General features: G+C 74.7%; 21 protein-coding genes. 14 read left to right on the top strand and 7 right to left on the bottom strand.

Annotation, left to right across the window (positions count from 1 at the left end; translation table 11 throughout):
• The first annotated feature begins 222 nt into the window (after nucleotides 1-222).
• From J2S46_RS30805 to J2S46_RS30775, 7 genes are all read left to right on the top strand, one after another.
• A complete protein-coding gene (locus J2S46_RS30805; protein ID WP_191287829.1) occupies nucleotides 223-1,539 on the top strand; it encodes a phosphoribosyltransferase family protein in 1,317 nt (438 codons plus the stop codon).
• Nucleotides 1,540-1,738: 199 nt separating this feature from the next.
• The gene (hppD, locus tag J2S46_RS30800; RefSeq protein WP_191287828.1) at nucleotides 1,739-2,953 is read left to right on the top strand and encodes a 4-hydroxyphenylpyruvate dioxygenase; all 1,215 of its coding nucleotides are present in this window, start codon (nucleotides 1,739-1,741) and stop codon (nucleotides 2,951-2,953) included.
• Nucleotides 2,954-3,034: 81 nt separating this feature from the next.
• Nucleotides 3,035-4,249, top strand: coding sequence for a homogentisate 1,2-dioxygenase (locus tag J2S46_RS30795; RefSeq protein ID WP_191287827.1), 1,215 nt, complete (start codon nucleotides 3,035-3,037; stop codon nucleotides 4,247-4,249).
• A complete protein-coding gene (locus J2S46_RS30790) occupies nucleotides 4,246-5,130 on the top strand; it encodes a hypothetical protein (protein WP_191287826.1) in 885 nt (294 codons plus the stop codon). The genes J2S46_RS30795 and J2S46_RS30790 overlap by 4 nt, the downstream gene beginning before the upstream one ends.
• On the top strand, nucleotides 5,127-6,347 hold the full coding sequence (gene fahA / locus J2S46_RS30785; protein ID WP_191287825.1) for a fumarylacetoacetase: 1,221 nt from the start codon (nucleotides 5,127-5,129) through the stop codon (nucleotides 6,345-6,347). Before J2S46_RS30790 ends, fahA begins: the two co-directional genes overlap by 4 nt.
• A gap of 127 nt (nucleotides 6,348-6,474) precedes the next feature.
• Nucleotides 6,475-7,524 (top strand): enoyl-CoA hydratase/isomerase family protein, encoded by a 1,050-nt coding sequence (locus J2S46_RS30780; protein ID WP_191287824.1) that lies wholly within the window; start codon nucleotides 6,475-6,477, stop codon nucleotides 7,522-7,524.
• A gap of 119 nt (nucleotides 7,525-7,643) precedes the next feature.
• Nucleotides 7,644-8,423, top strand: coding sequence for an enoyl-CoA hydratase (locus J2S46_RS30775; protein WP_073922955.1), 780 nt, complete (start codon nucleotides 7,644-7,646; stop codon nucleotides 8,421-8,423).
• A gap of 59 nt (nucleotides 8,424-8,482) precedes the next feature.
• Here the strand turns inward: J2S46_RS30775 and J2S46_RS30770 are convergent, their stop codons facing one another.
• Nucleotides 8,483-10,420 (bottom strand): NAD-binding protein, encoded by a 1,938-nt coding sequence (locus J2S46_RS30770; RefSeq protein ID WP_191287823.1) that lies wholly within the window; start codon nucleotides 10,418-10,420, stop codon nucleotides 8,483-8,485.
• 246 nt (nucleotides 10,421-10,666) lie between these two features.
• On the opposite strand from J2S46_RS30770, the gene J2S46_RS30765 reads away from it, so the two are divergent.
• Both J2S46_RS30765 and J2S46_RS30760 read left to right on the top strand, forming a co-directional pair.
• On the top strand, nucleotides 10,667-11,200 hold the full coding sequence (locus tag J2S46_RS30765; protein WP_191287822.1) for a methylated-DNA--[protein]-cysteine S-methyltransferase: 534 nt from the start codon (nucleotides 10,667-10,669) through the stop codon (nucleotides 11,198-11,200).
• Between the two features lie 139 nt (nucleotides 11,201-11,339).
• Entirely contained in the window at nucleotides 11,340-11,966 is a 627-nt protein-coding gene (locus J2S46_RS30760) for an alpha-ketoglutarate-dependent dioxygenase AlkB family protein (protein WP_191288278.1), read from the top strand.
• 138 nt (nucleotides 11,967-12,104) lie between these two features.
• On the opposite strand, the gene J2S46_RS30755 is transcribed toward J2S46_RS30760, so the two are convergent.
• From J2S46_RS30755 to J2S46_RS30745, 3 genes are all read right to left on the bottom strand, one after another.
• Complete coding sequence (locus J2S46_RS30755; RefSeq protein WP_191287821.1) at nucleotides 12,105-13,472, bottom strand: CoA transferase; 1,368 nt, start codon at nucleotides 13,470-13,472, stop codon at nucleotides 12,105-12,107.
• A 113-nt stretch (nucleotides 13,473-13,585) separates the two neighbouring features.
• Nucleotides 13,586-14,875, bottom strand: coding sequence for a cytochrome P450 (locus tag J2S46_RS30750; RefSeq protein ID WP_191287820.1), 1,290 nt, complete (start codon nucleotides 14,873-14,875; stop codon nucleotides 13,586-13,588).
• A gap of 154 nt (nucleotides 14,876-15,029) precedes the next feature.
• Entirely contained in the window at nucleotides 15,030-16,298 is a 1,269-nt protein-coding gene (locus tag J2S46_RS30745) for an ATP-binding protein (RefSeq protein WP_191287819.1), read from the bottom strand.
• A gap of 446 nt (nucleotides 16,299-16,744) precedes the next feature.
• Between J2S46_RS30745 and J2S46_RS30740 the strand changes: the two genes are divergently transcribed.
• The 3 genes from J2S46_RS30740 to J2S46_RS30730 all read left to right on the top strand — a co-directional run bounded on the left by J2S46_RS30740 (nucleotide 16,745) and on the right by J2S46_RS30730 (nucleotide 19,957).
• Nucleotides 16,745-17,872 carry a glycosyltransferase gene (locus tag J2S46_RS30740; RefSeq protein WP_191287818.1) on the top strand — a complete coding sequence of 376 codons (1,128 nt, stop codon included), beginning with the start codon at nucleotides 16,745-16,747 and terminating at the stop codon, nucleotides 17,870-17,872.
• A gap of 201 nt (nucleotides 17,873-18,073) precedes the next feature.
• The gene (locus tag J2S46_RS30735) at nucleotides 18,074-18,862 is read left to right on the top strand and encodes a helical backbone metal receptor (RefSeq protein WP_229912122.1); all 789 of its coding nucleotides are present in this window, start codon (nucleotides 18,074-18,076) and stop codon (nucleotides 18,860-18,862) included.
• A gap of 99 nt (nucleotides 18,863-18,961) precedes the next feature.
• Nucleotides 18,962-19,957, top strand: a complete 996-nt coding sequence (locus J2S46_RS30730; RefSeq protein WP_191287817.1) for a lytic transglycosylase domain-containing protein — start codon at nucleotides 18,962-18,964, stop codon at nucleotides 19,955-19,957.
• A 113-nt stretch (nucleotides 19,958-20,070) separates the two neighbouring features.
• Here the strand turns inward: J2S46_RS30730 and J2S46_RS30725 are convergent, their stop codons facing one another.
• Nucleotides 20,071-22,032, bottom strand: coding sequence for a hypothetical protein (locus J2S46_RS30725; protein ID WP_307351830.1), 1,962 nt, complete (start codon nucleotides 22,030-22,032; stop codon nucleotides 20,071-20,073).
• 237 nt (nucleotides 22,033-22,269) lie between these two features.
• Entirely contained in the window at nucleotides 22,270-23,859 is a 1,590-nt protein-coding gene (locus J2S46_RS30720; RefSeq protein WP_191288277.1) for a lipase maturation factor family protein, read from the bottom strand.
• A gap of 253 nt (nucleotides 23,860-24,112) precedes the next feature.
• Here J2S46_RS30720 and J2S46_RS30715 point away from each other — a divergent pair, with 253 nt between their 5' ends.
• Entirely contained in the window at nucleotides 24,113-25,174 is a 1,062-nt protein-coding gene (locus J2S46_RS30715; protein WP_229911971.1) for an inositol-3-phosphate synthase, read from the top strand.
• Between the two features lie 73 nt (nucleotides 25,175-25,247).
• Here J2S46_RS30715 and J2S46_RS30710 read toward each other — a convergent pair whose 3' ends face one another.
• Nucleotides 25,248-25,661, bottom strand: a complete 414-nt coding sequence (locus J2S46_RS30710) for a winged helix-turn-helix transcriptional regulator (protein WP_190211984.1) — start codon at nucleotides 25,659-25,661, stop codon at nucleotides 25,248-25,250.
• 99 nt (nucleotides 25,662-25,760) lie between these two features.
• Here J2S46_RS30710 and J2S46_RS30705 point away from each other — a divergent pair, with 99 nt between their 5' ends.
• On the top strand, nucleotides 25,761-26,732 hold the full coding sequence (locus J2S46_RS30705) for an NADP-dependent oxidoreductase (RefSeq protein WP_229911969.1): 972 nt from the start codon (nucleotides 25,761-25,763) through the stop codon (nucleotides 26,730-26,732).
• Nucleotides 26,733-26,784 lie beyond the last annotated feature (52 nt).

Below are 26,784 nucleotides of genomic sequence, written 5' to 3'. Positions count from 1 at the left end.
CCGCACAGTTGACGCGACCATGATGATTAGGCCGGATAAAGGTTTCGTCAAGAGGCACCGCGCCCGCGCCCGGCCGCCGGGCCGCTCCCCCGTACCTCCCGGCCGTCCGCCGGACCCCCGCCCCGCCCTGTGGCCCGTACCGCCGACCGGGCGGCCGGCGCCCCCGCCCGACCACCCCGACCACCGCTCCGAGACGTACCGTGGACCGTGGAGGCGGCGGTCATGCACTTCACGGGTACGCACTTCACCGACCGGACGGACGCCGGACGACAACTCGCCACCCGGCTCGGACACCTGCGCGGCGAGCCCCTCGTGGTGGTCGCCCTCCCGCGCGGCGGGGTGCCGGTGGCCGCCGAGGTCGCCGACGCGCTCGACGCCCCGCTCGACATCTGCGTGATCCGCAAGCTGGGCGTGCCCTCCCAGCCGGAGCTGGGGATGGGCGCGATCGGCGAGGACGGCGCCCGGGTGATCAACGACCAGGTGGTCAGGACGGCGGGCGCCTCGCCCGGCCAGATCGCCCAGGTCGAGCGGACCGAACGGGCCGAGCTGGAGCGCCGGGCCGAGCGCTACCGCGGCGGCCGGTCTCCCGCCGACCTGCGCGGGCGCACCGTGGTGGTGGTCGACGACGGCGTCGCCACCGGCTCCACCGCCAGGGCCGCCTGCGAGATCGTCCGGGCCCGGGGCGCCGCCCTGGTGGTGCTCGCCGTGCCGGTGGCGCCCAAGGACTGGACCGTCCGGCTGGGCGACGTCGCCGACCAGCTGGTCTGTGTCGCCACCCCGTCCCCGTTCTTCGCCATCGGCGAGTTCTACGAGGACTTCACCCAGACCGATGACGCCGAGGTGCTGCGCTGCCTGAGCCGGTTCGCCGGCCCGCCGGGCACCGACCGCGAGGTCACCGTGCTGGCCGACGGCAGCCGGCTCGGCGGCCGGCTCACCGTCCCGGACGGCGCCACCGGGGTGGTGGTGTTCGCGCACGGCAGCGGGAGCAGCCGGCACAGCCCGCGCAACCGCTTCGTCGCCGAGGTGCTGAACCGGGCCGGATTGGCCACCCTGCTGTTCGACCTGCTCACCGAGGCGGAGGAGCCGGACCGGCACAAGGTCTTCGACGTGGCGCTGCTGGGCGGCCGGCTGGCCCAGGTCACCGACCGGCTGACCTACGAGCGCTGGGCGGTGGGCCTGCCGGTCGGCTACTTCGGCGCCAGCACCGGCGCCGCCGCCGCGCTCTGGGCCGCCGGCCAGGACGGCGCGCAGCCGGCGGCCGTGGTCTCCCGGGGCGGGCGCCCGGACCTCGCGGGCAGCTGGCTGGGCCGGGTCCGCGCCCCGACCCTGCTGATCGTCGGCGGCCGCGACCCGGTGGTGGCCGAGCTCAACGAACGCGCCCGGGAGCGGCTGCGCTGCCCGAACGAGCTGGCGGTCGTGCCGCACGCCACCCACCTGTTCGAGGAACCGGGGACGCTGGCGGCGGCGGCGGGACTCGCCCGCGACTGGTTCCTGCGCCACCTCACCGGCCCCGTCCGGCCGGCGCCGGAGCGCTCGTGAAGCCGACGGCCGGGCCCGGGCCCGAGCCGCCGAGGACCGGGCAATCTGTGCAGCGCGGCGGCGGATTTCCTGCTCACCTTGTACACATTGAGCAGTGGAATCCCCACCTGTTGTGCAATCCGCCCGGCTGGAGCAAGCTCGGCGATCAACCGCACCGCCCACCCCCGCGGCGCGGACGCCTCACTGCGGAGGAAGACCGATGACCACCCAGTCACACGCCCTTGAGCTGACCCCCGAGGAGCGCGAGGCCGGCCTCGACGCCGAGCAGCTGCGCCGCCTGGTGGGCCTGGTCGAGCACGACCCCGCCGCCGACCCCTTCCCGGTGATCGCCCAGGACGCGGTGGTCTTCGTCGTCGGCAACGCCACCCTGACGGCCCAGCTGTACCAGGTCGTCTTCGGCATGGAGCTGGTCGCCTACTCCGGCCCCGAGACCGGCCGCCGCGACCGCAAGGCCTTCGTGCTGCGCTCCGGCTCCTGCCGCTTCGTGATCAAGGGCGGGGTGGCCCCGGACAGCCCGCTGCTGGAGCACCACCGCCGGCACGGCGACGGCGTCGTCGACCTGGCGATCGAGGTCCCGGACGTGGACAAGTGCATCGCGCACGCCCGTGCCCAGGGCGCCCGCATCCTGGAGGAGCCGAACGACGTCTCCGACGAGAACGGCACCGTGCGCCGCGCCGCGATCGCGACCTACGGCGAGACCCGCCACACCCTGGTCGACCGCTCCCGCTACCACGGCCCCTACCTGCCGGGCTACGTCGTCGCCGAGACCAGGGTGGAGCGCCCCGAGGGCGCCCCGAAGCGGCTCTTCCAGGCGCTCGACCACGCGGTCGGCAACGTCGAGCTCGGCCACATGAACGAGTGGGTGGGCTTCTACAACAAGGTCATGGGCTTCGTGAACATGGCCGAGTTCGTCGGCGACGACATCGCCACCGAGTACTCGGCGCTGATGAGCAAGGTGGTCGCCAGCGGCAACCACCGGGTGAAGTTCCCGCTGAACGAGCCCGCCGTGGCCAAGAAGAAGTCGCAGATCGACGAGTACCTGGAGTTCTACGGCGGCCCCGGCTGCCAGCACCTGGCGCTCGCCACCAACGACATCCTCACCACGGTGGACGTGCTGCGCTCGCGCGGCGTGGAGTTCCTGTCCACCCCCGACTCGTACTACGACGACCCGGAGCTGCGCGCCCGGATCGGCCACGTCCGGGTCCCGGTGGAGGAGCTCAAGAAGCGCGGCATCCTGGTCGATCGTGACGAGGACGGCTACCTGCTGCAGATCTTCACCAAGCCGCAGGGCGACCGGCCGACGGTGTTCTTCGAGTTCATCGAGCGGCACGGTTCGCTCGGCTTCGGGAAGGGCAACTTCAAGGCGCTCTTCGAGTCCATCGAGCGCGAGCAGGACCGTCGCGGCAACCTCTGACCGGGGTGCCGGCCGGCCGGGGGCAGCGCACCCGGCCGGCCGGTCCGACCGGCCACCGATCGGCTCAAGGGAGAGCGGACCATGGCGCACTACCGGCAGCTGGGCAGCATTCCGCCCAAGCGGCACACCCAGCACCGCACCCCCGAGGGGGGGCTGTACTACGAGGAGCTGATGGGCGAGGAGGGCTTCTCCTCGGACTCCTCGCTGCTCTACCACCGGGGTATCCCGTCGGCCGTGGTGAACGCCGTGCCCTGGGAGCTGCCGGACCAGTCCACGGTGCCCAACCACCCGCTGCTCCCCCGCCACCTGAAGCTGCACGAGCTGTTCGCCGGCCAGGAGTGGAAGTCCACCGACGTGGTCGCCGGGCGGCGCCTGGTGCTCGGCAACGGCGACGTCCGGATCGGCTACGTGGTGGCCGGCGCGCCGAGCGAGCTGTACCGCAACGGTCTCGGCGACGAGTGCGTGTACGTGGAGTCCGGCGCGGGCACGGTGGAGACGGTCTTCGGTTCGCTGGAGGTCGGCCAGGGCGACTACGTGATCATCCCCCGGGCCACCACCCACCGCTGGGTCCCCACCGGGGACGAGCCGCTGCGGGCCTACTGCATCGAGGCGAACAGCCACATCACCCCGGTCAAGCGCTACCTGTCCAAGTACGGCCAGTTGCTGGAGCACGCGCCGTACTGCGAGCGGGACCTGCGCGGGCCGGCCGGGCCGCTGCTGGCCGAGACGGTCGCGGGCGAGGGCGGCGACGTCGACGTGCTGGTCAAGCACCGCGGCCCGAACGGGATCGCCGGCACCCGGTACACCGTGCCGCACCACCCCTTCGACGTGGTCGGCTGGGACGGCTGCCTCTACCCGTACGCCTTCAACATCGCCGACTACGAGCCGATCACCGGCCGGATCCACCAGCCGCCGCCCGCCCACCAGGTGTTCGAGGGCAACGGCTTCGTGATCTGCAACTTCGTGCCGCGCAAGGTCGACTACCACCCGCTGTCCATCCCGGTGCCGTACTACCACTCCAACGTGGACAGCGACGAGGTGATGTTCTACTGCGGCGGGGACTACGCGGCCCGCAAGGGCTCCGGCATCGCCCAGGGCTCGATCTCGCTGCACCCGGGTGGGCACACCCACGGGCCGCAGCCGGGCGCCTACGAGCGCAGCATCGGCGCCGAGTTCTTCGACGAGCTCGCGGTGATGGTCGACACCTTCCGCCCGCTGGAGCTGGGCGAGGGCGGCCGGGCGAGCGAGGACCCGGGCTACGCCTGGACGTGGTCCGGCCGGGGCCCGGGCCGATGAGCCCGCAGCCGCCGGGCGGGGAGGTCCCGCCGCTGTTCCGGGGCCTGTTCGACGACGCGGCGGTCTTCCCCCCGGGGGACCTGCCGCCGGCCCTCGCGGTGCCCGCGCACCGCGCGCACCGCACCGCCTGGTACGCCGCCGCGGTCGGGCCGTTCCTCTGCGGGGCGGCCCGGCTCGGCGAGTTGCCGTACCTGACGGAGGTCCCGCTGCGGGTCGGGATCGTGCTGCCGGGGGGCAGCGCGACCCTGCCGGCCGCGCTGAGGACGGTGGCGGGCTTCGAACCGGGCGGGATCCGGTTGGCCGGCGTGGAGCTCGGCGGCGTCGGCCCCACCGCCGCGGACGTCAGGGCGGCCGTCGAGGCGCTGGACGCGCACCTGCCGGCCGGAGTGCCCGCCGCCGTGGAACTCCCGCGCGGAGCCGGGCTGGAGGCCTCGCTGGACGTCCTCGCGGGGACGCCCTACCGGGCCAAGTTCCGCACCGGCGGGCTGAGCGCCGAGGCGTTCCCCGACGAGGGGGAGCTGGCGGGGTTCCTGGCGGGCTGCGCCGAGCGCGGCATCCCGTACAAGTGCACGGCCGGCCTGCACCACGCCGTCCGGCACACCGATCCGGCCACCGGCTTCGAGCACCACGGCTTCCTGAACGTCCTGCTGGCCGCCTTCGTCGCGCGGCAGGACGGCCGGGAGGGCGCGGCGCTGGCCCTGCGGGAGCGGTCGGGCGGTATCCTCGCGGGCGCCGCATCGGCCCTGACCGGACCTCAGGTGGAGCTGGCCCGCGCCTCCTTCACCGCCTTCGGCACCTGCAGCATCGCCGAACCGCTGGACGACCTGGCCGGACTCGGCCTGCTGACACCCCCCGCACGACCGCCCCTGGAGGACCGTTGACCACCGCCCGCTCCTGGCTCGCCTCCGCGCAGGACTCGCCGTTCGGCGTGCACAACCTCCCGTACGGGGTCTTCAGCACCGCGGCCCGCCCGGGCCGGCGCCGGATCGGCGTGCGGATCGGCGACTTCGTGCTCGACGCGGGCGGCGCGGCCCGGGCCGCCGGGGTGCCCTCGGTCCTGCTCGACGCCGACTCGCTGGGCCCGCTGCTGGCCGCCGGACGCCCGGCCTGGGCGCAGATCCGGGCCGGGCTGACGGCCTGGCTCACCGACGAGACCTACCGGGACGCGCTCTCGCCGCTGCTGGTGCCGGTGGCCGAGGCCACCATGCACCTGCCGTTCGAGGTCGCCGACTACGTCGACTTCTACGCCTCCGAGCACCACGCCACCAATCTGGGCCGGATCTTCCGCCCCGGCGCCGAGCCGCTCACCCCCAACTGGAAGCACCTGCCGATCGGTTACCACGGGCGGGCCGGCACCGTGGTGGTCTCCGGCACCCCGGTGGTCCGCCCGCACGGGCAGCGCAAGGCGCCCACCGACGCCGTACCGGACTTCGGGCCGACCAGGCGCCTGGACATCGAGGCCGAGATCGGCTTCGTCGTGGGCACCCCGTCCGAGCTCGGCACGCCCGTACCGATGGACGGCTTCGCCGAGCACGTGTTCGGCGTCTGCCTGGTCAACGACTGGTCCGCGCGCGACATCCAGGCCTGGGAGTACGTGCCGCTCGGCCCGTTCCTGGGGAAGTCCTTCGCCACCTCGGTCTCGCCGTGGATCGTCCCGCTGGAGGCGCTGGAGCACGCCCGGGTGGCGCCGCCGGCCCGCGACGTCGAGCCGCTGCCGTACCTGGACGACCGGGGCGGCGAGCCCTGGGGGCTGGACATCGCCATGGAGGTCCGGCTGAACGGGCACACCGTCTCGCGGCCGCCCTTCGCCACCATGTACTGGACCGGTGCCCAGCAGCTCGCCCAGATGACCGCCAACGGCGCCTCGCTGCGCACCGGCGACCTGTTCGCCTCCGGGACGGTCAGCGGCCCCGGGAAGGAGACCCGCGGCGCGCTGATCGAGCTGACCTGGAACGGCGAGGACCCGGTCAAGCTGCCCGACGGCAGCACCCGGGCCTTCCTGGAGAACGACGACGAGGTCACCATCTCGGCGACCGCGCCGGGCCCGGACGGCGCCGTGATCGGCTTCGGCGAGGTCACCGGCCGCGTCCTGCCCTGACTCGCCCTGGGCCGGCCCGGCGGTGCGGGCCTCGTGCCGCCTGTACCCGGCCCGGCCGGCCGCGCCACCGGGCCGGGTACGGTGTCGGGGAGATCTTGAACCGGCACCGAGCGGAGGGAGCGGCCCGATGACCACCGAGGTACAGCTGCACAGGGACGGCCGGGCCGGCCGGATCGTGCTGGACCGCCCGCGCGCCCTCAACTCGCTCACCCACGGCATGCTGACCGCCGTCCGCGAGGCGCTCGACGCCTGGGCCGGGGACGACTCGGTCGCCACCGTCGTACTCACCGGCGCCGGCGAACGCGGCCTCTGCGCGGGCGCGGACATCCGGGCCATCCACGACGACGCCAAGGCCGGCGGGGCCGGCGCCCGCGCGTTCTTCCGGGACGAGTACCGGCTGAACGCGCTGATCGCCCGCTACCCCAAGCCGTACGTCGCGGTGATGGACGGCATCACCATGGGCGGCGGGGTCGGCCTCTCCGCCCACGCCGGCGTGCGGATCGTCACCGAGCGCTCCACCGTGGCGATGCCCGAGACCCGGATCGGGCTCGTCCCGGACGTCGGCGGCAGCCTGCTGCTGGCCCGCGCACCCGGCGAACTCGGCACCCACCTGGGCCTCACCGCCACCTCGATGGACGCCGGGGACGCGCTGCTCTGCGGCTTCGCCGACCACTTCGTCCCCGGCACCCGGCTGGCCGCCTTCACCGCCGCTCTGGCCGGCGGCGAACCGGCCGAGGCCCTGCGGGAGTTCGCCGGGCCCGCCCCGGCCGCGGGCCTGGCCGGCCAGCGCGACTGGATCGACTCCTGCTACGCGGCCGACACCGTCGAGGAGATCGTGGAGCGGCTGCTCGCCGCCGGCGTCCCCGAGGCCAAGGAGGCCGCCGAGCAGATCCTGGCCAAGTCGCCGACGGCGCTGAAGGTCACCCTCGCCGCGCTGCGCCGGGCCCGCGGCCTCGACTCGCTGGAGGCCGCGCTGGACCAGGAGTACCGGGTCTCCTGCGCCGCCCTGGACGCCCCCGACCTGGTCGAGGGAATCCGGGCCCAGGTGGTCGACAAGGACCGTGACCCGCACTGGTCCCCCGCCACCCTCGCCGAGGTCACCGCGGCCGACGTGGACCGCTTCTTCGCCCCGCGCGGGGCGGACGAACTCGGGCTGGCCCCGGCCGCCGGCTGGTGACCACCGTCTCGCATGCCAAGACTGGCGCCCGGCGGGGCCCGTCGTGGATCGTGGGACCGTCAGGGCGCGCCTCGTGCCGCCGGAGCAGGGAATGGGAGTCAATGGCGATGACCGACGACATGTCGACCGAGTACGAGACCATCCTCGTCGAGCGCAAGGGCCGGGTCGGCCTGATCACCCTCAACCGTCCCAAGGCGCTCAACGCGCTCAACAACCAGCTGATGAACGAGGTGGTCACGGCCGCCACCGCCTTCGACCGGGACCCGGGGATCGGCTGTCTGGTCGTCACCGGCTCGGAGAAGGCCTTCGCGGCGGGCGCCGACATCAAGGAGATGCAGGGCAACGGCTTCCCGGACGTCTACCTGGACGACTGGCTGGGGCCGTGGGACCGGCTCGGGCAGCTGCGCAAGCCGGTGGTCGCGGCGGTCGCCGGCTTCGCGCTGGGCGGCGGCTGCGAGCTGGCGATGCTCTGCGACATCCTGCTGGCGGCGGACACCGCCAAGTTCGGGCAGCCGGAGATCAAGCTCGGTGTCATCCCCGGGATCGGCGGCTCGCAGCGCCTGACCAGGGCGATCGGCAAGGCCAAGGCCATGGAGCTCTGCCTGACCGGCCGGATGATGGGTGCGGAGGAGGCCGAGCGGGCCGGGCTGGTCTCCCGGATCGTCCCCGCGGCCGAGCTGCTGGCGGAGGCGCTCGCCACTGCGGAGACCGTGGCGGCGATGTCCGCGCCGGCCGCGATCATGATGAAGGAGAGCGTGAACCGGGCCTTCGAGACCACCCTCGCGGAGGGGGTCAGGTTCGAGCGCCGGCTGTTCCACGCGGCGTTCGCGACGGCCGACCAGAAGGAGGGCATGGCGGCCTTCGCCGAGAAGCGCACCCCGGACTTCCGGCACCGCTGAGCCCGGTGCGCCCGCCCGGGGCCGCGCTGCGGCCGCCCGGGTGGGCCCGGCCGCGGCCCCTACCGGGTGCCCGGCCGGTCGGCTCCGGGCACCGGGGTGTTGAGCCGGGCCAGGCCGCTCCGGGTGGCGGCGACCACCACCCGGTCGCCCGGCACCAGCCGCCGGGTGCGGTCGGGGTGGTTCCAGAGGTACTCCCGCGGACGCCGGGCCGGCCGGACGGCGATCACCCGCACCCCGCCCGGGTCCTCGATGTCGTGCTGGTTCATGCCGACCAGCCCGCTGCCCTCGTCGGCCCGCAGTTCGGCGATCAGCAGGACGTGCCGGAAGACCGAGAGGGTGCCGAGCACCTCACGCCCCATCAGGGCGGCCGCGAAGGCCGGGGCGGACAGGTAGGAGACCGAACGCGAGGCCGCGTTGTCCAGGGTCGCGTAGACGTGGTGGGCGAAGTTGTCGTCGAAGAGCCGCAGCACGACCCGCAGTCCCGGCCGGACGGCGCGGGCCTCCAGGGCGGCCTCCAGGTTGGCCGCGTCGTCGTTGGTGACGGCGACCACCGCCCGGGCGCGGTGGATCCGGGCCCGGCGCAGCTGGGTCTCCAGGGTGGCGTCCCCGACCACCACCGGGATCCCCAGGGTGCGGACGGCGGCGACGCCCCGGGCCTGCGGGTCGCGTTCGACGCAGACCACCGGGACCCCGAGTTCGTGCACCAGGGCCGCCACCCGGGTGCCCACGTTGCCGAGGCCCACCACCACGACGTGGTCGCGGGTGCCGGCGCCGGGGTTGCGGGCCGGGCCGCGGCGGCCGGAGGCGAGCACCTCCACCATGATCGCGGTGGCCACCGGGGCGAAGGTGATGCCGCAGAACGTGATGACGACCTGCGCGACCCGCTGCCAGGTCCCCCCGGTGCCGCCGGCGCCCCCTCCGGGCTGGTCGGGCTGGGCGGCGCCGGCGAGGTCCAGCAGGGCCAGGTAGAGCGTCCAGCCGAAGTCGCGGTTGAGGTACCAGATCACCGCGAAGGAGAAGAGGACGGCGGCCAGCGCGGTGAGCAGGACCAGCCTCAACCGGGCGCTGGTGACGTAGCGCAGGGTGTCGAGCAGCCGCCAGCGCAGCCGCCGGAACCACGGGATCCGGACGGACGGCTCACTCGGCAGGCTCTGCAGGGCGGCCACCCCGGCCGCGGGGTCCGCGACGGGTTCGGGGGCGGGGGCGGGTTCAGGTTCGGGTCCTGCTTCGGGGGCGGGTCCTGATTCAGGTTCGGGTCGTGATTCAGGGGCGGGATCCGAGGCCGCCGGCTCCGGGTCCACGCCGGGCTCCGACGCCCCGGCCGGCCCGCCCGCGGGGCGGACCGGGCCGTCGTCGCCGAACCGCCGGGCCAGTTCGACGAACTCGGCGGACCGGCCGCCGAGGTCGGGCAGCAGGCGCAGCCGGCCGAGGTCCTGCCGGTCGATCCGGTCCGCGACCACGCAGACCTGGCCGGCGTCGATGTCCTCGTCGTAGGCGACGTACAGGAAGCGGTCGCCGACCCGGACGGAGTTGGGGCGGGCGAGCGCGGCGTTGGCGAAGGCGGGGGCGGCGGTGGCGGAGCCGGAGAGCGCGGTGCCGTTGTACAGCAGGCGCTCGATGTTGTCGCCGAGGCGCTGGTTGAACATCCGCAGCACGATCCGGATACCGGGGTTGTGGCCCTGGGCGCTGAGCGCCGCGTGGATGTGGTCCTGGTCGCTGCCGTCGACGAGCGCGATCCCGCGGGCGGTCTCCACCCGGGCCGCCCGCAGTGCCTCGTCGGTGAGGCTGGTGTACTCCACGACGGCCGCGACACCGGGGATCTGTTCGATCCGCGGGGCGTGGTCCCGGGTGCGGTCGGGGACGAGGGCCACGACCGGGACGTCGTACTGCTCGACGAGCTCCAGGACCAGCCGGTGGGCCAGCGCGTTGCCGCCGCACACGATGTAGTGCTGCTGCGGCGGCTCGACCGAGGGGCTCCCCCACCCTTCATGAGTCATATCGTCAGATCCTAGTGCTGCGAGGGGTGTTCCGGGTGACGGCCGGATGACCAGGGGGAGATCTCCCGGGCCGGGCAGGACCGGAGGCCACCGGGCCGACCTTCCCCGGCCCGGTCGCGCAGCGGCCCGGTCCGGGAAGGGTCGTGCGGGAAGGGTCGTGTCCGATTTCCGCCGGACACGACCAGGCGGAACCCGCAGAGTGGTGGTGAAGGACACCGAGGACGCACGAACAGGACGACGGCTGAGATGACTGTCCACACCACGATCGACAGCCCGCTGGGCACCCTGCTGCTGGTGGGAGAGGAGTCCCCGACCGCGGTCGGCGGCACCGCGCTGGCGGCCGCCTGCGTACCGGGGACCGGACGTGCCGTGACCGTCCGCCCCGACTGGCGGCGCGACCCGGCGGCGTTCGAGGTGATCGCCGACCGGTTCGCCCGGTACTTCGACGGCGAACTGACCCGGTTCGACCTGGAGTGCACGGTCACCGGCACCGACTTCCAGCGCCGGGTCTGGGCTGCCCTGGACGCCATCCCGTACGGGAGCACCACCACGTACGGCCGGCTGGCCGCCGAGCTGGGCCTGCCGAACGGTGCGCGGGCCGTGGGGGCCGCCAACGGGGCCAACCCGTTGATGATCGTCCGCCCGTGCCACCGGGTGATCGGCGCGGACGGCTCGCTGACCGGCTACGCGGGCGGGACGGAGCGCAAGCGACAGCTGCTCGTCCTGGAGGGCGCGGCGGCCGCCCTGGCCGGCCGACCGGAGTCCGTAGCATCCTCGTAGCAGGACCAGGCAAGGAACCAGGAACGGCAGGACGGCGGCTGTGGACGCGCTCTTCCCTCTCCCCGACCCCCTTCCCGGCGCCCGCCCCGGGGCCGGTCGGGGCACCGGCGGCCGGCCCGCGCCCGGCACCCGGACGGAGATCGCCCCGGGCGCGGTCCACGTCCCGGGCTGGCTGGACCTCGACCGGCAGCGGGAGCTGGTCGCCGCCTGCCGGGGCTGGGCCGTCGGACCGGTGCCGATCCGGCACACCAGGCTGCCGCGCGGCGGCGTGATGTCGGTGCAGACGGTCTGCATCGGCTGGCACTGGCTGCCGTACCGCTACACCCGGATCGCGGAGGACGTGAACGGCCTTCCGGTGGCGCCCTTCCCCGGCTGGATGGTGGAACTGGGCCGCCGCGCGCTCGTCGAGGCCTACCAGGACCCGGCGGCCGGCGAGGACTGGACGCCCGACACCGCGCTGATCAACTTCTACCAGGGCGAGGCGAAGCTGGGGATGCACCAGGACAAGGACGAGAAGTCCGCCGCCCCGGTGGTCTCGCTGAGCATCGGGGACACCTGCGTCTTCCGGTTCGGCAACACCGAGAACCGCACCAGGCCCTGGACGGACGTCGAACTGGCCTCCGGCGACCTGTTCGTGTTCGGCGGCCCGTCCCGCTTCGCGTACCACGGCGTGCCGAAGGTGCGCCCGGGCACCTGCGACCCGGCCAGCGGCCTGGCCGCCGGGCGGCTCAACATCACCATGCGGGTCACCGGGCTCAGCGGCTGACGCCCGTGTCCGCCGTCGTCCCGGCGAAGGCCTCGGCGGTCCAGCGGCGACCGGGGCGTACACAGCCACCGGCCCGCCTCCGGGCAGCCGTGACGCCGTCAGGCCCGGTGCCCGCGGCCCGGCTGCGCCCTCGGGGCCTTAGGCCCAGACCGGCGCGTCGGTGCCCCAGGGCCCCGGCGGGCGGGACCAGTCGGCGGGCCCGCCCTCGTACCCGGCCGGGGGCAGCGCGTACCGCAGCCGGCCGATCGCGGAGTCCCGTTCGGCGAGCCACGGATCGGGGTCGGCCGGCCCGGCGGCGCCCCCCGCGGCGGCGGGCCGCCGGATGCCGTGCAGCAGCCAGTCGGCAGTGCCCGCCAGGGAGAGCCGCAGGAGACGGCCGCCGCCCGAGGCGCCGCGGTCGGTCAGGGCACGCAGGACGGCGGCGGCCAGCAGGTAGCCGGTGCCGTGGTCCAGGGCCTGGGCGGGCAGCACCCCGGGGCTGCCGTCCGGGCCGGCCTCGATCGCGGCGATGCCGGTGCCCGCCTGGACCAGGCTGTCGAAGCCGCGCCGTCCGGCCCACGGGCCGCTCCGGCCCCAGGCGTCGAGCTGCCCGACGACCAGGCCGGGCCGCCGCTCCGACAGGGCCTCGGGCGCGAGGCCCAGGCGGTCCAGGGCGCCCGGGCGGTAGCCGGTGAGGACGACGTCGGCCGTGCCCAGCAGGTCCTCGAAGACGGCCCGGTCGGCGGGGGCGGCCAGGTCGAGGCGCGTGGAGCGCTTGCCGAAGCCGGTGTCCGCGTGCGCGTCCGCGGACTCCGGGAGGTGCGGCGGGTCGATCCGGAGCACGTCGGCACCGAACAGCGCCAGGGTGCGGGCGGCGACCGGGCCGGCGATCACCCGGGTGAGGTCGAGGACCCGGATCCCGGTGCAGGGCAGCGGCGCGTCGGCGAGCGGCCGGGCGGCGGCCTCGCCGACGCGGACGGTCCCGACCAGCGGGTGTCCGGCCGGCGGCCCCGGGGCCGCCACCGCGACGACCAGTGCGCCCGCCGCGTACGCCCGCTCCTGGGCCTGCTCGCCGGGCAGCTCGCGCAGGGCCGCCGCCAGCTTGCGGACGGCGGCCTCGTCCTCGCCGTCCGGGAGGCCGAGGGTGGCCAGCAGCCGGGCGCGGTGGTGCGGGTAGTTGGCATGGGTGCGGACCCAGCCGTCGGCGCTCCGCCAGAAGCCCGAGAGCGGCGCGAAGGTGGTCGCCGGCCGGCCGTCGATCCGCAGATGGCGTTCGCTGACGAAGGCGGTGGCGACCGCGCCCTCGTCGACCCGGACGCCGGGCACGGCCCGCCCGCCCCGGGCCGCGGTGAGTTCGGCCGCGGCGAGCGAGCACGCCGCCACCGTGGCCCGCGCCAGCTCCCGCACCGGCAGCCGGTCGTCCGGCAGGCCCGGCGGGCCGTGGAAGGCGACCCGCTCCAGCAGTGCCTCGTCGCCACCGAGCGCGGTCCAGGCGTGGGCGGTGGCGCTGTCAGGTCCCGTTGTCATACCGCGGCATTGTGCCGCACGGCCGCCCGCGGGCGGCGCTGCCCCCGGGCGGTGGACCGGTCCTCGCGGGCTCGGGTTCGCCCCGGGCGACCTCGGTGGCCGTCGGGCCCGGTTCAGGCCGCCGGCGTGCCGAAGGCGAAGGGCAGCGACTTCACCCGGTTGTCGAAGTTGGACGGGATCAGCTCGGGCGCGCCGGTCGCCCGCAGGTCGGGCAGCCGGGTGAACAGCTCGCGCAGCAGCACCTTCATCTCCTGGCGGGCCAGGTGGGCGCCGAGGCAGTAGTGCGGGCCGCCGCCGCCGAAGCCGAGGTGCGGATTGGGCGAGCGGGTGATGTCGAAGGCGTCCGGGTCGGTGAAGACGGCCTCGTCCCGGTTGGCCGAGCCGAAGAAGAGCACCACCTTGTCCCCCTCGGCGAGCCGGGTGCCGTTCAGCTCGTGGTCGGCGGCCAGGGTGCGGCGGAACTGGATGATCGGCGTGGCGTGCCGGATGATCTCGTCGACCGTGCCGCCGAGGTGCCGGTCGAGGTCGGAGAGCAGCAGTTCGCGCTGGCCGGGGTGCTCGGTGAGCAGGCTGAGCCCGTGGGTGAGGGCGTTGCGGGTGGTCTCGACGCCGGCCACCAGCAGCAGGGAGAAGAAGGCCCCGAGTTCGCGGCCGGTGAGGTGGCGGCCGTCGACGTCGGCGGTGACCAGGGCGGTGATCAGGTCGTCGGCGGGACGGCGGCGGCGCTCACGGCCGAGGTCGGCGACCATGCCCTGCATCCGGGCCAGGGCGCGCAGTCCTCGGCCGGGGATCCGGATCCGGCTGCGCAGCGGCCGGTCGACGCCGGTGTGCTCGGAGGCGTGGTTGACCTGGTCGAGGATGCCGCGGCGGGGCTCCTCGGGGATGCCCATCATGTTGCAGATGACCTGGAACGGCAGCTCGGCGGCGACGGAGGTGACGAAGTCCGCAGGGCGCTGCTCGATCACCTGGTCGACCAGCCGGGCCGCGACCCGGCGGATGTCGTCCTCGGCGCGGGCGAGCAGGCGCGGGGTGAAGGCCCGGGAGATGATCCGGCGGAGCTGGGCGTGCCGGGGGTCGTCCAGGTTGACCATCGAGTCGCCGAACAGGGTGCGGACCCAGCGGGCGGGTTCGGGGGTGGTGACGCCGGGGCCGCTGATGAAGACGCCGGCGTTCCGGCTGGCCTCGACCACGTCGGCGTGCCGGACCAGGGCGTGGAAGCCCTTGGCGGGGTGCTTGCCGGTGGCGGGCCGTTCGGTGAAGAAGACCGGGCCGGGGAGCCTGCGGAGTTCGGCGAAGGCGTTCGCCCGGGCGGTGGGCGGGAGTTTCCAGAACCGGGGGTCGGCGAGGTCGATGTCGGTCCGGACGGAATCCGCTCCGGTGGAAGTCCCCGCGACTGCGCTCATGGTGCCTCTCCCTGTACCTGTCGGTGCCCACATTTAGCGGGCACCGACTGGTTTGGTGTCAAACCATGCTTATTTCCCTAAGGTATGACTGATAGTGATGTCGCCCGGGTGCGGAATCCCCGGACGTGCCGAGGCACCGGTCCCGGACCCGCTCTCAGACCCGCGCGTGCGAGGTGATGTCCGCGCCGAACTCCTCGATCATCGCCGGGGTGACGGTCGGCCTGGCCTGCTCGATCGCGCCCAGGTAGTCCCGGGTGCTCGCGCCCTCGGTGCCGTCGGGCGCGGTGAGGTCCCGCTCGAAGGCGCTCTGGGCGGCCACCCGGGCGGCGTGCTCGATGTCGGCCGGGGTGAACAGGTCACTGGCGCCGACCAGCACGTCCAGGTCCACGTCCGCGCGGCCGGCCGCGTAGCGGGACCAGATCGCCGCCCGGGCCGCCGCGTCCGGGGTGCCGATCGGGATCAGGTAGTCGAAGCGCCCCGGGCGCAGGAACGCCGGGTCCAGCGAGCGGACCGAGTTGGTGGCGCACACCAGCAGTCGCTCCTCACCCTCCCGGAACCCCGGGATCAGCTTGAGCAGCTCGTTGGTCACCCCGTGCATGCCGCCCTGCACACCCTCGGTCCGGACCGGTGCGATCTCCTCCACCTCGTCGATGAAGACCAGGGCCCGCTCCAACTGCCCGATCCGGGCGAAGGCGTCCCGCAGCGCGGCCGCCAGGTTCCCCTCGTCGGCCAGCCTGGACGGCAGCAGCTCCACGAACGGCCAGCCCAGCCGCGAGGCGATGGCCCGGGCGAAGGTGGTCTTGCCCGTCCCGGGCGGCCCGAACAGGGCGATCGCCCGCGGCGCCCGCACCCCGTGCCGGGCGGCCCGCTCCGGCTCGGCGAGCGGCAGCACCACCCGCCGCTCGATCAGGTTCTTCTCCGCCTCCATCCCCGCCACCCGCTCCCACAGGTCGCCGGGGAGCAGCCGCCCGCCCAGCTCCTCCAGCAGTCCGGTCGCCGGGCCGCCGGCCGGCTCGGTCTTCTCGAAGTAGGCGGCCGCCGGGCGCCGGGCGTACCCCGCGTTGTGCAGGCCCTCCCCCAGCAGCTCCTCCTCCGGCAGCACGTACGCGATCCGCCGCACCCGGCCAGCGACCAGGCGCCGCTCCAGCTCGCGCAGCAGCGAACTCGCCAGGCCGCGGCCGCGCCAGGCCGGCGCGATCGCGATCCGCATCACCCAGGCCCGCTCCCCCGCCACACAGGCCAGCGCCGCGCCGATCGGCGCGCCCTGGTGCACCGCGACCACCGCCGGCTGCCGGGAGGTCAGAGCCCCGATGCACTCCGCCAGCGAGAAGACGGACTCCTGTCCCAGCTCCGCCGTGGTGTCGATCAGATGGACGACCGCCGCAAGATCGTCCTCGCGGTAGTCGTGGATCAGCCAGTTCACCGGTGCCGCCTCTCGTCGCCGTGGTCCCCGAACGCTAGGGCGACGGCCGCCGCCGGGCCCGCGCCGGAACGGACAAGGACGCCACCGGGATTCGGACGATCCGCACCTACCCGGCCGGCCGCCGGAGCCCCACGTCCGGGCGGCCCGGCCACCGGGGCCGTTCCGCCGGGGCGGAGCCGCCGCGGCAGGCCCGCACGGCACGAGGTGCACGGGCAGGGCACACGCGGCGGCACGCACGGCAGCACGCACGGGCCGCCGCCCACCGGCGGCGCACCGCCGGCACCGGCCGGGATCAGCTCGGCCCGGCTTTGGCAAGGGGCGCCCACGAATCGTCCGGTAGTGAGCGGTCACCTCCACATTGTTTGACGAATCATCAGCTATGGCGGCGAGACTACGAGTTGCTTCGCCATGCTTCGCCATTTTCCCTACCGAGCCAGGAGCAGACCGTGCGCATACTTTTCACCGGACCGGCCGCGGCCGGCCACCTGTTCCCGATGGTGCCCACCGCCCAGGCGCTGCGAGCCGCCGGGCACGAGGTGCTGTTCGCCGGGTCCCAGCCGCTGGAGCAGTTGCGCAACGCCGGCTTCCCGATCGTCGAGATCGGCGACGGCACCAGCATCCAGGAGGCCTTCGAGCGGGCCGCCGAACGCGGCTCCACCTACGTCAACCACGACAAGACGCAGGAGGAGATCTTCGACCTCGCGGCCGTCGGCTTCGCCGAACTCTCCCGGCCCACCGTGGACGGCCTGCTCACCGCCGCCGAGCGGTGGGCCCCGGACGTCCTGGTCTACGACTCCTTCCAGGCCGCCGCGCCGCTGGTCGCGGCGAAGCTCGGGATCCCCTCGGTGCTGCACAACTTCGGGGTGGTCTCCGGCCACGAGATGGTCGCCCGGCTGGCCGGCCACTTCGAGGACGTCTACAAGGAGCACGAGGTCGCCGGCCCGGCCCGGCCGGTCGCGCTGGACGTGCTGCCCGCCTCGCTCGGCGGCGACGGCGACGGCTGGCGCACGCGCTACGTCCCGTACAACGGCGGCGGGATCCTGCCGGCCGACCTGCTGCGCCGGGCCGGCCGGCCGCGGGTGGTGGTCACCCTCGGCACCGTGCTGACGCAGATGGACGGGGTCCGGTCGATCACCGGGCTGGCCGAGGCGGCCGGCACCGTGGACGCGGAGTTCCTGTTCGCGCTCGGTGGCGCGGACCTCGCGCTGCTCGGCGACCTCCCCGCCAACGTCCGGACGCTGCCCTGGGCGCCGCTGGCCCAACTGCTCGGTACCGCCGACGCGGTGGTGCACCACGGCGGCTCCGGCACCATGCTGACCGGTGTGGCCGTGGGCATCCCGCAGCTGATCCTCCCCCAGGGGGCCGACCACTTCGCCAACGCCGACGCCCTGGTGGCGACCGGCGCCGGACTCCGCGCCAAGTCCGAGGAGGTCGACGGCGACCTGCTCGGCCGGCTGCTCACCGACCCCGCGCTGCGAGCGGGTGCGGAGGCCCTGCTGGCCGAGAACGCCGCACTGCCCGCGCCCGCCGCACTGCTGCCCCGGTTCGAGGAACTGGCGGCCCGGCCGCGCTGACCCGCCCTCCCGGGGCGGGGCCGGCACTCCCCCGCCCCGGAGCACGGCCCCGGCTATCGTGACCGGATGGCCGACCACCGCACCGATCCGCCCGCCGGTCCGACCGCCCCGCCCGCCGGTCCGACCGGCGATCCGTCGGACGGCCCGACCGCCGTCCGCACGCTCCACGACGACCTCGGGCAGGCCGTCCGGCTGGGCGCGGTGCGGCGGGTGGTGTCGCTGGTGCCCTCGCTGACCGAGGCGGTGGCCGTCACCGCGCCCGGCCTGCTGGTCGGGGCCACCGACTGGTGCACCCACCCGGCGGACCTCCGGGTCACCCGGATCGGCGGCACCAAGAACCCGGACGTACCGGCGATCGTCGCGCTGGCCCCCGACCTGGTGCTCGCCAACGAGGAGGAGAACCGGCTCCCCGACCTGGACGCCCTGCGCGCCGCCGGCCTGCCCGTCTGGGTCACCGGGATCCGCACCCTGGACCAGGCCCTGGCCTCCCTGGACCGGATGCTCGGCCTCGCCTGCGGGCTGGCCCGGCCGGCCTGGCTGGACGAGGCGGAGGCCGCCTGGGCGGGCGTCCGGCCGCCCGGCCCGCCGCTGCGCGCGGTGGTGCCGGTCTGGCGCCGGCCCTGGATGGTGCTCGGCCGGGACACCTTCGCGGGGGACCTGCTGCGCCGGCTCGGCGCCCCGCCCCTGCACGCCGACCACGCCGAGCGCTACCCCGCCGTCCCGGTCTCCGAACTCAACGCCGCGCACCCGGACCTGGTCGTCCTGCCGGACGAGCCGTACCGCTTCAGCGCCGAGGACGGCCCGGAGGCCTTTCCCGGGGTGCCCGCCGCCCTGGTCGACGGTCGGCACCTGACCTGGTACGGCCCGTCGCTGGCCGAGGCGCCGGCCCTGCTCGCCGCCCAGCTGGCCGCCCGGCTGCCCGCGGCCGGGGCCGGGGACCGAAATCCGATCGGGGACGGGAGCGAGAGCGGGGAGGGCACACCGGCCTGACGGAGCGCCGGCCGGGGCCCTGCCGACCGGCCGTCGGACCACGGGCCGTAGGATGACGCTTCTTTCGAGCATGGTTCGTCCACGGGGGGATGGTTCCGGATGCACACGAGGTCCGCACGGCGGGCGACGGTTCTGCTCACGGCGGTGGCGCTGTCCGGCGCGCTGCTCACCGCCTGCGGCCACCGGACGCAGGGCGGCGGGAGCACCGAGGCCGGCGCCGCACCCGCGGCCGCCGCATCGGCGAGCGCGAGCGGCACACCCGCGCCGGCACCGGCGGCGAGCGACACGCCAGGCGCCTCACCCAGTGCCCCGGCCAGCCCGTCCGCCAAGGCCGCCACCGCCACCGCCACGCCGAGCCGGAGCGCCGGCCCCAAGCCCACGGCGGTCCCCACCAGCAAGGCCGCCGCACCGCAGGCCGCGGCCGCGCCGGCGCCCGCTCCCCTGCCGGTCGCCAAGCCCGGCCCGGCGGCACCGCCGCCGCCGGCCCCCGCCACCACCCACGTCCCGCCGCTGCAGAGCGCCTGCAAGCCCAGCTACCCGAGGCCGAACGAGCCCAAGGCGGCGGTCGGCGCCGCGCTGAGCACCGCCGCCGGCCAGTCCCGGGTGCTGAACCTCAGCAACGGCGGCACCGACAGGATGCCGCCGCTGCCCGCGAACCTGGTCAAGGCGATCGCCTGGCAGGAGAGCGGCTGGCAGTCCGGCATCCTCGCCTGCGACGGCGGCATCGGCACCATGCAGGTCATGCCCGACACCGTCACCTGGATGAACGGCAAGTTCGCCGCCAAGTCGGATCCGAACACGCTGGAGGGCAACGTCCAGCTCGGCACCCAGCTGATCGACTGGCTGGTCGCCTACTACGGCGACTCCGGCTTCGGCGGCAAGTACGACCTCGCCCCGGACCCGGCCACCGGCAGGACCCCGCTGCTCGACCTGGTGATCGCCGCCTACAACGCCGGCGCCGGGAACGTGCACTACAACACCGTCACCGACCCGGTCACCAACACCACCACCGGCAGCCTGGTCATCCCGAACCCCGGCTACGTCGCCAACGTCAAGGCCCTGATGGCGAGCGCCCCCTGGAACGCCGCCGGCTGACCGCCGGCCGCCGGTGACGGCAGGCGGCACGCGGCGACCGGCACGCACGAGAGCCCGGCGGACGGATCCGCCGGGCTCTCGGCTGCTACGGGGTACCTCGGCGGTGCAGGGGGTCAGCCACGGGCCTCGGACACCGCGGTGCCCAGGGCCTCCTTGATCCGGGGACCGAGCCGCGCGAAGCCGAACTCCTTCATGGCCGCGCGGAGCAGCTCCTCGTCGGTGCGCTCGACGGCGTCGCCGTCGATCCACCGCACCACGGCGAGCAGCTCGGCGGCCGAGTAGGCCGTGACCGGCTTGCCCGGCGTGAAGTCAGGCTTCTTGGGACGGCGCGGACGGACGACCTTGGCCGGCTCGGCGAGCTCGGTCTCGGTCTCGGTCTCGGCGGCCTCGGCAATCTCGGTCTCGATGGCGACCTCAGCGACCTCAGCGACCTCAGCGACCTCAGCGACCTCAGCGACCTCAGCGACCTCAGCGACCTCAGCGACCTCAGCGACCTCAGCGACCTCAGCGACCTCAGCGACCTCAGCGACCTCAGCGACCTCAGCGACCTCAGCGACCTCAGCGACCTCAGCGACCTCAGCGACCTCAGCGACCTCAGCGACCTCAGCGACCTCAGCGACCTCAGCGACCTCAGCGACCGGCTCAGGGTCCACGACCGTGGCGACGGACGCAAGCTCGGATTCGACGGCCTCGGGCTCCGCGGCCTCGGGCGCTGCGTCGGTGTGCGCCTCGGCCACGACCTCGACCTCGACGACCTCGACGACCTCGGGCTCGACAGCCTCGACCACGACCTCGGCGGTCTCGGCAATCTCGACGACCTCGACCTCGGGCTCAACGACGTCAGCCGCTGCGGCCTCCGGCTCAACGGCCTCGACCTCAGCCTCAGCCTCGACCTCGACCTCGACCGCCGCCACGGCCAGGGCCGCGTCCTCGGTGGCGGGCGCCGGGATGCTGATCACGGCCTCCGTCTCCACCTCGGCGACGACAGCGGCCGCGACCTCGGCGGCGGCCGCGACGTCGGCGGCGGCCGCGACGTCGGCCTCGACCGTGGCCTCGGCCACGACCTCGGTGACCTCGACGGTCTCGGTGACCTCAACGACCTCGGCGTCGGCCTCGGCCTGGCCGTCACGCTGGCCGCCGGCCAGGGCCTGACGGGCCGCGTCCGCCCCGCCGATGTGACGCTGGTAGGCGGCTTCGGCGGCACGGCGGTCGGCGCGGGCCGCGGTCAGCTCGGCGAGGAGCTCGGCGAGGCCGTTCTCCTCCAGGGTGGCGCGCAGCCCCCGGATGGTGGGCAGGCGGTAGAGGGTTCCCTCGTCGTCCGCGAGACGCTCGACCAGCTCGGTGAGCTCCTCGAAGGTCAGGGCGTCCAGGTCGCGGGCGGGCAGCAGGCGGGCGAGCCCGGCGAGCCCGGCGTTGATGGCCTCGAAGGCCTGCGCCGTGGTGTCGACGAGTTCGCCGTCGGCCGGTGCCACCGGGCGGGCGCCCTCGGGGGCGAAGACGGCCCAGGCGCGGCGCTCGACCTCGGCGGCGGCCAGGGCGTCGTGCAGCTCCTCGCGGCGCAGCCGGCCGGTGGCGAGGGTCTGGGCCTGCTTGCGCAGGGTCCGGGCGCGGAGCCAGGAGATCTTGACCCCGCGCTCCTTGCGCCAGGCGCCGGCGGCGGTGGCGGCGGTGAGCGCGTCGAGGTCGGTGTCGTAGGCGGCGCCGTCCAGTGTGGCGGACGTGCGGTGGACGCGCTGGAGCAGCTCGACCAGGAGGGCGGCCTTGGCGACGGTGCCGGGCTCCTCCAGGCCGGCGTCCCCGGCGAGCCGGGTGACCGACTGCCAGGTCTGCTGCAGGTCGCGGCCGCGGAGTTCGGCGAGGACGGTGGAGGCGGCGCGGGCGTCCTCCGGGGTGGCGACGGTGTCGACGGCCTCGTACCAGGCGTGGGTGTCGGCACTGAGGGTGAAGGCGCCCAGCTCGGCGTACTTGCCGAGGTCCGCCCTGAGGTCGGTTTCGGTGCTGCCGTCCTGGGCTGGGGCCTCGTCCAGGTCCGATACGTCGGCTGCGTCGGCGTTGCGCGAGTGAAGCACTGTCATGTGAAGTCCGGTTCCTGGCAGGGCGACTACGGCGGGGACTGGCGGAGAAGGCGACCGGCGGTGCGCGGCTGCGGCGGGTCGGGCGTTGGCCGCGGCAGGCATCCGGTGTGGACGCCCAGAATACGGGTGCCCGTTCGAGGCTTGCACGCACCCACCGTCCGACGGACCGGTGTGGCGCGCGAGACCCCTCTACCGGCCCCTTTGTCGTTTCCCCGGACGGGCCGGCGGCGGCCCCGGTCACCGGTCGCCGCCCGCGGCCCGGTCATGGTCCGGCGGCCGCGGCGCCGGGGTCGCGGGCCGCTCGCGGCCGCGGTGGCCGGGCGGGGCGAGCGGCACGGTCCGCAGGGCGCGGCGCCGGCCGGCGGGGCGGGCGCCGGCGAGGCCGTGGCCGGTCCGGCGGAGGGCCTCCCGGTCGGTCGGTCCCAGGAACTCGTGGAGGGCCGTCCGGTGCCACCAGGCGCCGGTGGCCCGTAGTTCGTGCCGGTCGGTGAACCGGTAGAGGTGCAGGACGGCCCGCACGTGGGCGGGTGGTGCGGCGGGGAACGGGTTGACGCGCAGCAGCCGGAGGGTGTCCGGGTCGTTCTCCAGCAGCCTGGCGACGAACGGCAGGAACCAGGGCCGGGCGTACTCGGGCGAGATGCCGGCGAACCACATCAGCCAGTCCAGGCGGAGGTGGTAGGGCGCGAACTGGCGAGGCAGCCGCCGGACATCACCCGGTTTGCCCCGGAACTGGTACTCCTTCCAGACCGTGTGCCGGGTGATCTCGGTATCGTCGGTGCCCTCCACGGTCACCTCCTGGCGGAGCCGGTTGACGCTGCCGAAGGCGCCGTAGGTGTTGACGAGGTGGAAGCGGTTGAAGGAGCGGTTCATCACCTGGCGACGGGAGAGCAGGTTGCGGGCCGGCCAGTAGCTGAGCACGGTGATCGTGGCGGCCGTCGCGATCACCAGGCCCTCGAACCAGCCGGGCGCCGGCCCGTGGGCGGGCGGCGCCGGCAGCGGGAGCAGGCCGTCCAGCCGGGTGGCGTCGACGGCGGACAGCGCCAGGGCGATGGTCAGCCAGTTCAGCCAGGCGAAGTTCCCGGAGGCCACCAGCCAGAGCTGGGTGACGACGATGACGCAGGCCGCCAGGCCGGCGACGGGCTGCGGGAGGAAGAGGCAGACCGGCACCAGCAGCTGGGTGACGTGGTTGGCCGCCACCTCCACCCGGTGCAGCGGGTCGGGCAGGTGGTGGAAGAACCAGCTCAGCGGGCCGGGCATCGGCTGGGTCTCGTGGTGGTAGCGCAGGCAGGTCAGGTCGCGCCAGCAGCTGTCCCCGCGCAGTTTGATCAGCCCCGCGCCGAACTCGACCCGGAACACCAGCCAGCGCAGCAGCCAGAGCGTGAGCACCGGCGGCGCGACCTCGTCGTTGCCGAGGAAGGCCACCAGGAAGCCCGCCTCGAGCAGCAGGGACTCCCAGCCGAAGGAGTACCAGGCCTGCCCGACGTTGACGATGGACAGGTAGCCGGCCCAGAGCGCCGCCCAGAGCAGCAGCGAGGCCCAGAGCGGCACCAGGTCCGCCAGGCCGGCCAGCACGGCGGCGGAGAGGGCGCAGCCCGTCCAGGCGACGGCGGCGAACAGGCGGTCCGAGTAGTGCAGCTGGAACAGGCCCGGGGCCTGCCGGAACGGGACCCGGTCGAGGAAGCGCGGCACCGGCAGCATCCCGTGCTCGCCGATCAGGGCCCGGAACTGACGGGCGGCGGCCAGGAAGCCGAGCAGGTAGACGGCGGCGACCATCCGCTGGACGAGCAGCCGGCCCAGCCAGTACTCGGGCGCCGCGAACCACTGCATACCGGGCCGCTCCAGGGACGTGGTCTTCCTGGGGCCCATCCCTACCACCTGCCCGGACGGCCGCCCGGCCGCCCGCCGGGCCCGTCGCCGCCGTTCACCCGATCGGTCCGGGCCGGGGCCGGCGGCGGGGCACCCCCGACCGGGCCGGGACGTTTTCTTACGCGGACCTGACAGGATGCCGGATAGGTTCGATGATCTTGACCGGCGGCCGACCGGGCGGCCGGAGCGACGCGCGGGGGATCCAGTGGGCACTGTGAACGTGGGCATCGTCGGGGTCGGGAACTGCGCCTCCTCCCTGGCGCAGGGGGTCGCCTTCTACGGCGCCGAGGGGGCGGACCCGGTGGGGCTGCCGAACCCGGTCTGCGCCGGGTACTCCGTCGCCGACGTGCGGTTCACCTCGGCCTTCGACGTCGACGCCGGGAAGATCGGCCGCGATCTCTCCGAGGCGATCCTGGCCGCGCCGAACAATGCGCGCCGCTTCGCCGACGTGCCGCCGCTCGGCGTGCCGGTCACCGAGGGCTTCCTGGGCGACGGCGTGGGGCGCACCACGGCGGGCCGGATCGACGCCCGGGGCTCGGCGGGCGTCGCGGAGATCGCCGAGCGGCTGCGCGCCACCGGGACGGCGGTGCTGGTCAACTTCCTGCCGGTGGGCAGCCCGCAGGCCACCGAGCTGTACGCGGAGGCGGCACTGCTGGCCGGCTGCGCCTTCGTGAACTGCATGCCCTCGGTGGTGGCCCGGTCGCCGCAGTGGGCCGAGCGCTTCCGGCGGGCCGGCCTGCCGCTGGTCGGCGACGACCTGAAGAGCCAGTTCGGGTCGACCCTGGTGCACCACGCCCTGCTGGACACGCTGGCCCGCAACGGTGTGCGCCTGCGGAGCACCTACCAGCTCAACAACGGCGGCAACATGGACTTCCTCAACATGCAGGACCCGGAGCGGCTGCGGAGCAAGCAGGCCACCAAGGCGCAGGGCATGGCGGGCGGCACGGAGGGCGGGGCGCTCCCGGCCGCCGCCGTGCACGTCGGCGCGGAGTACATCCCCTTCCTGGAGGACCGCAAGGTCGCCTTCATCCGGCTGGAGGGCTCGGCCTTCGGCGGCACGCCGCTGGAGATCGAGTTGCGGATGACGGTGGACGACTCGCCGAGCGCGGCCGGCAACGTGCTGGACGCCGTCCGGTACTGCCGCCTGGCGCTGGAGCGCGGGATCTCGGGCGTGCTCGACCCGGTGTCGGCCCTGCTGATGAAGGCGCCGCCCCGCCCGATGACCGAGGACGCCGCGCTCGCCGAGCTGCTGGCATCGACCGGAGGGCGGGCGTGACCGGGCAGCGGGCCTGACGGGACAGCGGGCCGGACCGGGGCGGGCGGCGCCGGCCGGCCCGGCCGGCCGAAGGTCAGCGGGTGACCGGGCGGGGCTCCTCCCCGACGTGCTCGTCGTACTCCTCGCGGGCCGCGACCACCGACGAGAGGTTGGCCTCGGCCCAGACGTTGATCTGGCCGATCAGACCGCCGACGCTGCGGCCGAGGTCGGTCAGCTCGTACTCGACCCGGGGCGGGATCGTGGGGTAGACCGTACGGGACAGCAGCCCGTCGCGCTCCAGCCCGCGCAGGGTCTGGGTGAGGCTCTTCTGGGTGATGCCGTCCGCGCGCCGCAGCAGGACGCCGAAGCGCTGCGGTCCGTCCGCCAGCGCGCCGAGGACCAGGAAGGTCCACTTGTTGGCGAGCAGCTGGAGTACCGAGCGTGACGCGCATTCGCGCAGGTAGACATCGGCGACTCGCTGTCCTACCAGTTCAGAGGTGGTATCCATAAGGTACCTATATACCGTCAAGGTGCCTTCTTCACAAGGGATACCGGCTCGACCAGGATGGTGGTCACAGCCGGTCACCATCCTGGAAGAGGTCCTCCCATGTCGGTTCAGACGCACCCTCAGCACGCCGCCCCGCAGATGAACGCCATCACCCAGCAGAGCCTCGGCGGCCCCGAGGTGCTGGAGCAGGTCAGCACCGCGCGCCCGGTCGCGGGGCCGGGCGAGATCCTGGTCAAGGTGCAGGCGGCGGGCGTCAACCCGGTCGACCTGGCCGTCCGGGCCGGATACTTCCCGCTGCTGGGCGAGCCACCCTTCTCGCTCGGCTGGGACGTCGCCGGCACCGTCGAAGTCGTCGGGGAGGGCGTCACCGGCTTCACGGCCGGTGACGAGGTGTTCGGCATGCCGCACTTCCCGCAGGCCGGCAACGCCTACGCCGAGTACGTCGCCGCCCCCGCCGAAGAGTTCGCGCACCGGCCGGCGGCGCTGCCGGTGATCGAGGCCGGCGCCCTCTCGCTCTCCGGTCTGACCGCCTACCAGGCGCTGGTCCGGATCGCCGGGATCGGGCCGGGGCAGCGGGTGCTGATCCACGCGGCCTCCGGCGGCGTCGGCCACCTCGCCGTCCAGATCGCCAAGGCGCGCGGCGCGTACGTCATCGGGACGGCGCGGGCGGAGAAGCACACCATCCTGAAGAAGCTCGGCGCGGACCAGCTGATCGACTACACCCTGGCCGACTTCGCCGGCGCCGTAGAGCCGGTGGACGTGGTGTTCGACCTGGTCGGCGGGGAGAACGCGCGGCGCTCGGTGGCGGTGCTGCGGCCGGGCGGGCTGATCGTCAGCGCCATCGACCACGACCCGGGGCTGACGCCGGAGGAGGCGCACGCGTCGGGCGTGCGGTTCGAGCCGGTCGTCGTGCACCGGTCCGCGGAGGACCTCGCCGCCCTGCGCGACCTGGTCGTGGCCGGGGCGCTGCGGGTGCACGTGGGCCTGACCCTGCCGCTGGCCGAGGCCGGGCAGGCGCACCGGATCAGCGCCGGACGGGCGGTCACGGGCAAGCTCGTCCTGATCCCGTGACGCCCTGGTCCCGTGACGCCGGGGCGGGCGCGGCCCGCGGCGACAGGGGACA

This window comes from Kitasatospora herbaricolor (assembly GCF_030813695.1).
Classification (GTDB): domain Bacteria; phylum Actinomycetota; class Actinomycetes; order Streptomycetales; family Streptomycetaceae; genus Kitasatospora; species Kitasatospora herbaricolor.
Note: the sequence above shows the minus strand (reverse complement) of the source record. Positions and strands in the feature narration are given on the sequence as shown.